The organism is Vibrio sp. 1069 (assembly GCF_033340555.1).
On the sequence record NZ_JAWOWP010000104.1, the window covers coordinates 1 to 1114 of the forward strand.

General features: G+C 46.6%; 1 protein-coding gene. It reads left to right on the top strand.

Annotation, left to right across the window (positions count from 1 at the left end; translation table 11 throughout):
• Positions 1-107: 107 nt before the first annotated feature.
• On the top strand, positions 108-1114 hold a 1007-nt coding region (locus R7040_RS24735), incomplete at its 3' end, for an AsmA family protein (protein WP_318097310.1).

Here is a 1114-nt window from a genome sequence, read left to right on the forward strand (position 1 = left end):
TTTTATTGAATCCCACACCAGATTGATACAAGCTAAAGCCTAACTGGGTTATTTGTATAACTGACCTCATCAGTTTTCCGACACTTCACTTACAGGTTCTGGCAGGGATGAAAACAGCGCGTCGAATTCTAATTCTCTTACTGGTGGTATTGATTGCCCTTCCGGCGGCCATTATTGCGCTGTTAACCACCTCATACGCCAATTCTACATGGCAATGGGTTTCACCCTACCTTGGCTTACCGATCCAAGCGGAGCGCGTTCATTACGACTTCCCTTACCACCTTTCGCTGCAAAACGTTCGCTTTCAAGACGCTCAACTGCCTTATATTGAACAAGTCGACGTATGGCTGAACCCTGACATACGACGAGATGGGAAATGGATTATCGATAGCTTGCTGATCGATGGGGTGAGTCTAAAAAAAGGCATACCGACACGGCCTAACTTAGAGTCGATCCAGTTCCACCAGATTGCGCTGAAAAATATTGATTACGCGGGTCCGCGCTTTTCCGTAACTGGATTGAGTATCCAAATCCAAGATCCTACTTGGCTAAACGCTCAACAATTATGGCCTTACGGCGCTATTCAGGCCTCTGCAGAACAAATGTATTGGCACGGTGAGGCGATACAAAAAGTACTGGTTGATGTGGATTATCAAGCCCAAAACAGCACCCTCTATGGCACGTCTTTTAAATGGCGAAATAGCCAAATCTCAGGGCAAGGTGAGCAATATCCGCAAGGCTGGTCTTTGGTCAATGTCACGATTGATAAGTTGGCAATCACCAATGCACAGCGACAATCTTTACTCTCTAAACCGTGGCAAGAATTGCCGTTCACCATTAACCATATCAATAGCCTCGATTTGCTTAACGCCGATATTGAATGGGGGGAATGGCACTGGCAAAACCTTGAACTGTCCATTGAAGATGCCTCACTGCCTGCGTCTCTATGGAATGCCACTGCCAAAGTGTCTTTACAAGCTGACAGTGTTCGTTTCCAAGAGCAAACCGCAATAGAGCCACGCTTGAACGCCATTTTCACGCCCGAGAATATCCAACTCCAAGAACTGAGCCTAGATTGGCAGCAAGGCCGCATACAGGTTTCTGGTCAATTCAA